This window comes from Cognataquiflexum nitidum (assembly GCF_022538055.1).
Taxonomy (GTDB): Bacteria; Bacteroidota; Bacteroidia; order Cytophagales; family Cyclobacteriaceae; genus Cognataquiflexum; species Cognataquiflexum nitidum.
In genome coordinates, this window is the sequence record NZ_JAKZAM010000059.1 from 1 (window position 1) to 7,125 (window position 7,125).

Consider the following 7,125-nt stretch of genomic DNA (forward strand, 5'->3'; position numbering starts at 1 on the left):
CGACACCTTGATCAAAAAGTCAGAAAATGTCCTCCAAAACCTCACTCATATAGCTAAATTACAACCTGAGTAGTTACATAATTTTTAATCATTCCCTGTTGACAGGAACTCGATATCATATTTTAGGCAGGCATTACCTGTTGACCTGATTTTTTATAAAAACAAGATTCGATACAGCATACAAATTGTTTTCATGGAAGTAACAAGAGCAACTTTTATTCACATTTAAATAGTATTGTCATGGGACTTAAAGACATAATTAGCACAGTCAAAGAAAAGATAGAAAATGTAAAAGATGCATTGACGGGCGATGGGGCAAAGGATAAGTTTTTTGCCAGTGAAAATGAATTTCCCGATGAAGCCATAGCTGAAAGGGAATTTGAAAGGTCAAAGAGGAAGTTGTTCAGCGTAAATGAATGGTCCAATATGCCGGGAATAACCAGCTCTTTTCAACTATACAAATCCAGTGGGGAAATTAGGTTTACCAATAATCCGGAAAAAGGAGATTATATATTGATCTCCCTGCCGGGTAAATTGCCTGACAACTGGGTTAAAATCATCGAAATAATAGATTCAACCGACTCGGCAGAATTTACCGTCAGTCCAAGTCCCCAGCCAAAAAGGACCAAACTAAACAGAAACGAGGAAGAGGAGGAAACCGAACATTTTTTTACCGGCGAGGCAACAAGCACTTTTATGGTCAAGAGAGACGGCAAGATGATTTATGGATATGAAATCGGAAATGATGAGGTCATCAACAATCAAGGCGAAGAAGCGGCAGGTAGAAAATGGATAAATACCTTGATTGCAGCTGGCGGATGGTTGGGATTCCAAAAAGTTCAATGGGAAAAACTCACTGATTATTTGGTGCACAACCTGGAATTGGAATCTTACAAATCTTAAAGAAATTAGATAAAAGACGCAAGTCTGAATTCTCGAAAAAAAGAGGAATCATTAAAAGTACTAAGTACAATGTACTGAGTACCGAGACCACAGTCGACGAATCGGAAAACCTGATATCCATTACAACAACTACAACTATTACAACCACTAGACCAATTACAACCACAATAACCAATTAACCAAATAACCAAATAACCATTAACCAATATCATTCCTTCTCAAAAACCAAAAAGTGCTGTATTTTCATAAACTGACCGTTTTGGACGAGAGAGAATCCATTGGCTGATAACTCTTTGGTAACTTGGTCGACGGTCATTTTATGGAGTCTTTTTATGGCGACTTTGGGGTCTTCTCCCCGGTATTCGATCAAAAGGAGTTTGCCGTCCGGTTTGAGAGATTTTTTGATGCTTTGCAATACTTCATGCGGGTAAAGCAGTTCGTGGTAAACATCCACCATTATGGCCAAGTCAATTGAATTATCGGGAAGCATCGGTGATTTCTCTGTTCCTTTGATCGTAACTACATTGTCAAAGCCGAGTTCTTTGCTGCGATCTTCCAAGTATTTGATCGCAGGATCCTGGATTTCGACTGCATACACTTTACCCTCAGGTATTTTCTTGGCGATTCTGAAAGTATAATATCCCGATCCCGCTCCGATATCCGCCACAACACTTTTTTTGTCAATGGGAAGGTTTTTGATTGCCAACTCTGTATTTTCTTCCTGAGGACGGGTGGAGCGTTCCAGCCAACTCATACCCATAAAGTTCATGACCTGTGATATTTCCCTCCCCATATAGACTTTACCGGTGCCGTCACGGTCAGGTGTTTTGTAAGTGTAGATGGCATCGGTTTTTGTTTGGGTTTGCCCAAATAGAGTCGATACGAAGAAAAAGAGAATGATTGGCAGAAGAAAATTTTTCATGGAGCGAAGTAAATTCAGTAAAAAGAAATCTCAACAATATACCCAAAAAACGCCCTTTACCTTTAATTGTTTTGACCGATAATGGACGGATACTGTTCGTATTCAAAGAGGGGTTTAGATTGAAACCTATCCAGTTGAAGAAATAACGAAGATTTGATCTTTGGCATGTTTTTGGGCTTATTGGATTCAGGCAACCACACAAACGGTTTTAATTTTCCTGAATCCTAAACCAACTATTTTCAAGGACAATTAGAATGGATGTTTTGGACCAAGGTTTTCCGCCTCACAAACCGTAACGTTCTTTTCATAGAGGTATTTTAGTTTAGTTATATAGAGCAAGGTCAGGATTTTGTCCCGGCCTTGCTTTTTTTTGCCCGTAGGCGAACAATAATGTCCGTGATTTTATGGATTTTCACCTCCAATCAGCGATTGTTCTGTGTTTTGGCTGTTTTTCGATTGGCATGGAAGTGGGAAGGAAGTTAGGATGTTAGGAAGGATGGTAAGTCATTATTAATTCTGAATTCATAATTCTGAATTACCCAAGTCTCGGTTCTCGGCTCTCGCTTCTCAAATCTCAAATCTCACATCTCATATCTCAAAAAAAATGTGGAAAAACTACTTTAAAGTCTCCTACAGAAACCTGTCCAAGCGGAAGCTGTATACAGGAATCAATATCCTTGGCCTGACGATTGCCATTGTCAGCTTTTTGGCAATATCGCTTTATATCTACCACGAGTTGAGCTATGACAAGATGTACACCGACTCGGAGAGGATCTACAAGTTCAACCAGGAATTTGTCTCAGGCGGGGAAACCCAATTGGTAGGGTCAACACCGTCTTTGCTCGTTCCCACGTTGATGGAGGAAATGCCTGAAGTCGAAATCGGGACTTTGGTATTTGACCTCAGCATTTTTTCATCAGTCATGGTAGATGCAGGGGAAGGAAACCAAGAAGAAAGCAAATTTGCCTTTGCTGATCAGAATTTCTTTAAGGTCTTTGATTTTGAGATGATTTCCGGAAATCCCGACCTTGTTTTGACCGAACCCAATCAGGTAGTTCTGACAGAAAGTACTGCAAAAAGGTATTTTAGAAATGCCCTAGAAGCCAATGACAAAACGCTGAAAATTGATGGAAATGAATACCTTGTCACAGGAGTCATGCAGGATTTTCCTTCCAACAGCCATTTGGATTTTGACTTTATCGCCTCTTTTGCTACACACCGACATGGGAAAAATCCCGAATGGTCACCGTCTAATTATTATTCGTATGCGAAACTGACACCTGATGCCGACCTTCCGACTTTGACCGGCAAACTGGATCAGATGGTCGACAAATACATGGGTGAAGATATGAACAATTATGGTTTCAAGACCTCCTTTTTGTTCCAACCTGTCACAACCATTCACCTTGGTGAAAAACAACTCAAAACTATCAAACCAACTTCCGACATCCGACAACTCTATATCTTCGGCCTATTGGCTGTTTTGTTGATTTTCATCGGAATCATCAATTATGTCAACCTTGCAACTGCAGAAGCCACCGAGCGAAACAAGGAAGTGGGATTGAGAAAGGTAATGGGTGCTGGTAGGATGCAGCTTTTTGGGCAGTTTATATCTGAGTCCTTTATTCTGACTTTTTCCGGCCTGATGTTTAGTCTCTTAGTTTTGTATTTCCTTGCCCGTCCATTTGAAAACTTCTCCGGCGTGCCCCTTCAGTTGGATCTTTTGGTTTCTCCTGTCGGCATGGTAGCGGTTTTGGGACTCCTGTTGCTGATCGGATTTTTGTCTGGGATTTATCCTGCCTTGATTCTTTCTGGGATTGAACCACTGCATGCCCTTGGCAAAAACATCAAAATCGGGGGAGGGGCTTGGCTTCGGAAAGGCCTTGTCGTATTCCAGTTTTTTGTTTCCATTGGCTTGTTGGTGGCGACGCTGATCGTGCAGCAGCAGTTGGACTACATGCGAGAAGTCAACCTTGGCTATGACAGGGAAGAAGTAGTGGCCCTGACCTATCACTATAACATGCGGGAAACTGTAGGAACCCTCAAAAGCGAACTTCTGAGAACTGGCGCGGCACAATCCGTGACTTTGGCCGCCGACATGCCGATCTACATCAAGGCAGGATACACGATATTTCCGGGCTTTGACAACGAGAAAGAACTGATGATTACAGGCTATAATGTTGATCCGGATTTGGTCAAAACTTTGGGACTGACGATTGTGGCAGGGGAGGATTTTTCCCAAAATGAAATCACGAGGTCTGTGGCCTATGAAGAAAATATTGAACACGCCGTCATGCTCAACGAATCTGCAGTCAAATCCCTCGGTTGGACCAATGAGGAAGCAGTGGGCAAAAAACTGAATTTCGGTTCTCCCGCCTTTGTAAAGTCCGTGGTTGGAGATTTCTACTTCAATTCCCTTCACCATCAGGTGGGACCTTTGGCCATTATGGTCAATCCAAATGAAGCCAATGTGATTTTGGCAAAACTTCCGAAGGGAAACCCTGCCGAGCATTTGGCCAAAATGGAAGGAATATGGAAAACCCTGGCTCCTGACAGACCTTTCAATTACAAATTTGTCGATCAGGAATATGCGCGCATGTACAGCTCAGAAGAAAAAACGGGGACCATCTTCAGCCTTTTTGCAGGAATAGCCATTTTTATTGCCTGTATGGGATTGTTTGGTTTGGTTTCCTATGTGGCCTTGAGAAGAACCAGGGAAATCAGCATCCGCAAAGTCTTAGGCGCGACTTCAGGAGATGTCCTGAAAGTGCTTTCTGCGGACTTCTTCACCCTATTGGGAATATCCTCAGTCTTGGCAGTTGGTTTTGGATTATGGTTTTCCAAGCAGTGGTTGGAGGGATTTGCCTACAAAACACAGATTTCTCCTTTGGTCTATGTTGCCGCAATTTTGGTGGTGGCGCTGATTTCCTTTTTGACCATCGGCTACCGCACCCTAAAAGTCAACCTCCAAAATCCAGCGAAGACGCTTAAGGACGAGTAGGGAATTTTGAATGATAAATTCTGAATGAAGAATGGTATAATACCGCACTTATGAATTAAATATAATGAATGAAAGGTAGGAAGAGGAATTCAACCATCTTCCTGCCCCTCTTCATAATCTCCTTCAAATTTATCTACTACCAGATCATCTTAGCCTATTTCCTGGGGTATGGATTTTGAAATTTTTCCCATCTATGGTCTGAATGTACTGGAGAAGTGACTCGGTTTTTGGGAAATGGGCATTTACTGGCATTTTATCTCCAATGTTTTGAAGGATGTAATTTTAATCTGAAATTTCATATTTTTTGACTTTGGTATAAGTTAGGTGGTATTGTTGGAGATGTAAGGGAATATCTCATAAATCGTTTTTTAACCGCAATGGACTCAGTTATCCTTGTTCTCAGTTATCCTGCTTCTTCTGAAGCTGGATACACTATTTTTTTACCGCAATGGACGGTGAGGTTTCGCAAAGGGCACAAAGGGTGTGATCCTTTGTTTTCTTTGTTTCTATTGTGGTTTATTTTCCCGCAGATAGCGCAGAAAGACGCAGAACTTTCAAGGTCGTCAGTTATCCTGCTTCTCGGTTATCCTGCTTCTTCTGAAGCTGGATACACTATTTCTATACCGCAATGGACGGTAAATTTTCGCAAAGGGCGCAATTCCTTTAATCCTTTGTTTTCTTTGTTTCTATTGTGGTTTATTTTCCCGCAGACATCGCAGAAAGCCGCAGAACTTTCAAGGCCGTCAGTTATCCTGCTTCTCGGTTATCCTGCTTCTTCTGAAGCTGGATACACTATTTCTATACCGCAAACGACGGTAAGGTTTCGCCATGGTCGCAAAGGGTGTGATCCTTTGTTTTCTCTGTTTCTATTGTGGTTTATTTCCTCCCGCAGATAGCGCAGAAAGCCGCAGAACTTTCAAGGCCGTCAGTTATCCTTCTTCTCGGTTTTCCTGCTTCTCCGGAAGTTGGATACACTATTTTTATACCGCAAGGGCGGTGAGGTTTCGCAAAAAAAGGGTGTGATCCTTTGTTTTCTTTGTTTCTATTGTGGTTTATTTTCCCGCAGATAGCGCAGAAAGACGCAGAACTTTCAAGGTCGTCAGTTATCCTTCTTCTCGGTTATCCTGCTTCTCCGGAAGCTGGATACACTATTTCTATACCGCAATGGACGGTAAATTTTCGCAAAAGGCGCAAAGGGTGTGATCCTTTGTTTTCTTTGTTTCTATTGTGGTTTATTTTCCCGCAGATAGCGCAGAAAGCCGCAGAACTTTCAAGGCCGTCAGTTATCCTTCTTCTCAGTTATCCTGCTTCTTCTGAAGCTGGATACACTATTTTTTTAACGCAATGGACGGTGAGGTTTCGCAAAAGGCGCAAAGGGTGTGATCCTTTGTTTTCTTTGTTTCTATTGTGGTTTATTTTCCCGCAGATAGCGCAGAAAGCCGCAGAACTTTCAATGCCGTCAGTTATCCTTCTTCTCAGTTATCCTGCTTCTCCGGAAGTTGGATACACTATTTTTTTACCGCAATGGACGGTGAGGTTTCGCAAAAGGCGCAAAGGGTGTGATCCTTTGTTTTCTTTGTTTCTATTGTGGTTTATTTTCCCGCAGATAGCGCAGAAAGCCGCAGAACTTTCAAGGCCGTCAGTTATCCTTGTTCTCAGTTATCCTGCTTTTTCTGAAGCTGGATACACTATTTCTATACCGCAAACGACGGTAAGTTTTCGCCATGGGCGCAAAGAGTGTAATCCTTTGTTTTCTTTGTTTCGATTGTTGTTTAACTGTTTCCCGCAGACATCGCAGAAAGCCGCAGAACTTTCAAGGCCGTCAGTTATCCTTCTTCTCAGTTATCCTGCTTCTCCGGAAGTTGGATACACTATTTTTATACCGCAAGGGCGGTGAGGTTTCGCAAAAAAAGGGTGTGATCCTTTGTTTTCTTTGTTTCGATTGTGGTTTAACTGTTTCCCGCAGATAGCGCAGAAAGACGCAGAACTTTCAAGGTCGTCAGTTATCCTGCTTCTCGGTTATCCTGCTTCTCCGGAAGTTGGATACACTATTTTTATACCGCAAGGGCGTTGAGGTTTCGCAAAAGGCGCAGAGGGTTTAATCCTTTGTTTTCTTTGTTTCGATTGTGGTTTAACTGTTTCCCGCAGACATCGCAGAAAGCCGCAGAACTTTCAAGGCCGTCAGTTATCCTGCTTCTCAGTTATCCTGCTTCTCCGGAAGCTGGATACACTATTTTTTTACCGCAATGGACGGTGAGGTTTCGCAAAAGGCGCAAAGGGTGTGATCCTTTGTTTTCTT

General features: G+C 42.2%; 5 protein-coding genes. 4 read left to right on the forward strand and 1 reads right to left on the reverse strand.

Annotated features, from left to right (window positions below; all coding sequences use genetic code 11):
* Positions 1 to 240 precede the first annotated feature (240 nt).
* Positions 241 to 903, forward strand: coding sequence for a hypothetical protein (locus tag MMU07_RS21300; RefSeq protein ID WP_241128634.1), 663 nt, complete (start codon positions 241 to 243; stop codon positions 901 to 903).
* A gap of 208 nt (positions 904 to 1,111) precedes the next feature.
* Here MMU07_RS21300 and MMU07_RS21305 read toward each other — a convergent pair whose 3' ends face one another.
* Complete coding sequence (locus MMU07_RS21305; protein ID WP_241128635.1) at positions 1,112 to 1,825, reverse strand: class I SAM-dependent methyltransferase; 714 nt, start codon at positions 1,823 to 1,825, stop codon at positions 1,112 to 1,114.
* A 604-nt stretch (positions 1,826 to 2,429) separates the two neighbouring features.
* Between MMU07_RS21305 and MMU07_RS21310 the strand changes: the two genes are divergently transcribed.
* The 3 genes from MMU07_RS21310 to MMU07_RS21320 all read left to right on the forward strand — a co-directional run bounded on the left by MMU07_RS21310 (position 2,430) and on the right by MMU07_RS21320 (position 6,723).
* The gene (locus MMU07_RS21310; RefSeq protein ID WP_241128636.1) at positions 2,430 to 4,826 is read left to right on the forward strand and encodes an FtsX-like permease family protein; all 2,397 of its coding nucleotides are present in this window, start codon (positions 2,430 to 2,432) and stop codon (positions 4,824 to 4,826) included.
* A 377-nt stretch (positions 4,827 to 5,203) separates the two neighbouring features.
* Positions 5,204 to 5,722, forward strand: a complete 519-nt coding sequence (locus MMU07_RS21315) for a hypothetical protein (RefSeq protein WP_241128637.1) — start codon at positions 5,204 to 5,206, stop codon at positions 5,720 to 5,722.
* Between the two features lie 131 nt (positions 5,723 to 5,853).
* Positions 5,854 to 6,723, forward strand: coding sequence for a hypothetical protein (locus tag MMU07_RS21320; RefSeq protein WP_241128638.1), 870 nt, complete (start codon positions 5,854 to 5,856; stop codon positions 6,721 to 6,723).
* Positions 6,724 to 7,125 lie beyond the last annotated feature (402 nt).

Excerpts from the sequence above, each read along its gene's own strand:
- MMU07_RS21300 (WP_241128634.1), top strand. The coding sequence starts at position 241 with ATGGGACTTAAAGACATAATTAGCACAGTCAAAGAAAAGATAGAAAAT.
- MMU07_RS21305 (WP_241128635.1), bottom strand. The coding sequence starts at position 1,825 with ATGAAAAATTTTCTTCTGCCAATCATTCTCTTTTTCTTCGTATCGACT.
- MMU07_RS21310 (WP_241128636.1), top strand. The coding sequence starts at position 2,430 with ATGTGGAAAAACTACTTTAAAGTCTCCTACAGAAACCTGTCCAAGCGG.
- MMU07_RS21315 (WP_241128637.1), top strand. The coding sequence starts at position 5,204 with ATGGACTCAGTTATCCTTGTTCTCAGTTATCCTGCTTCTTCTGAAGCT.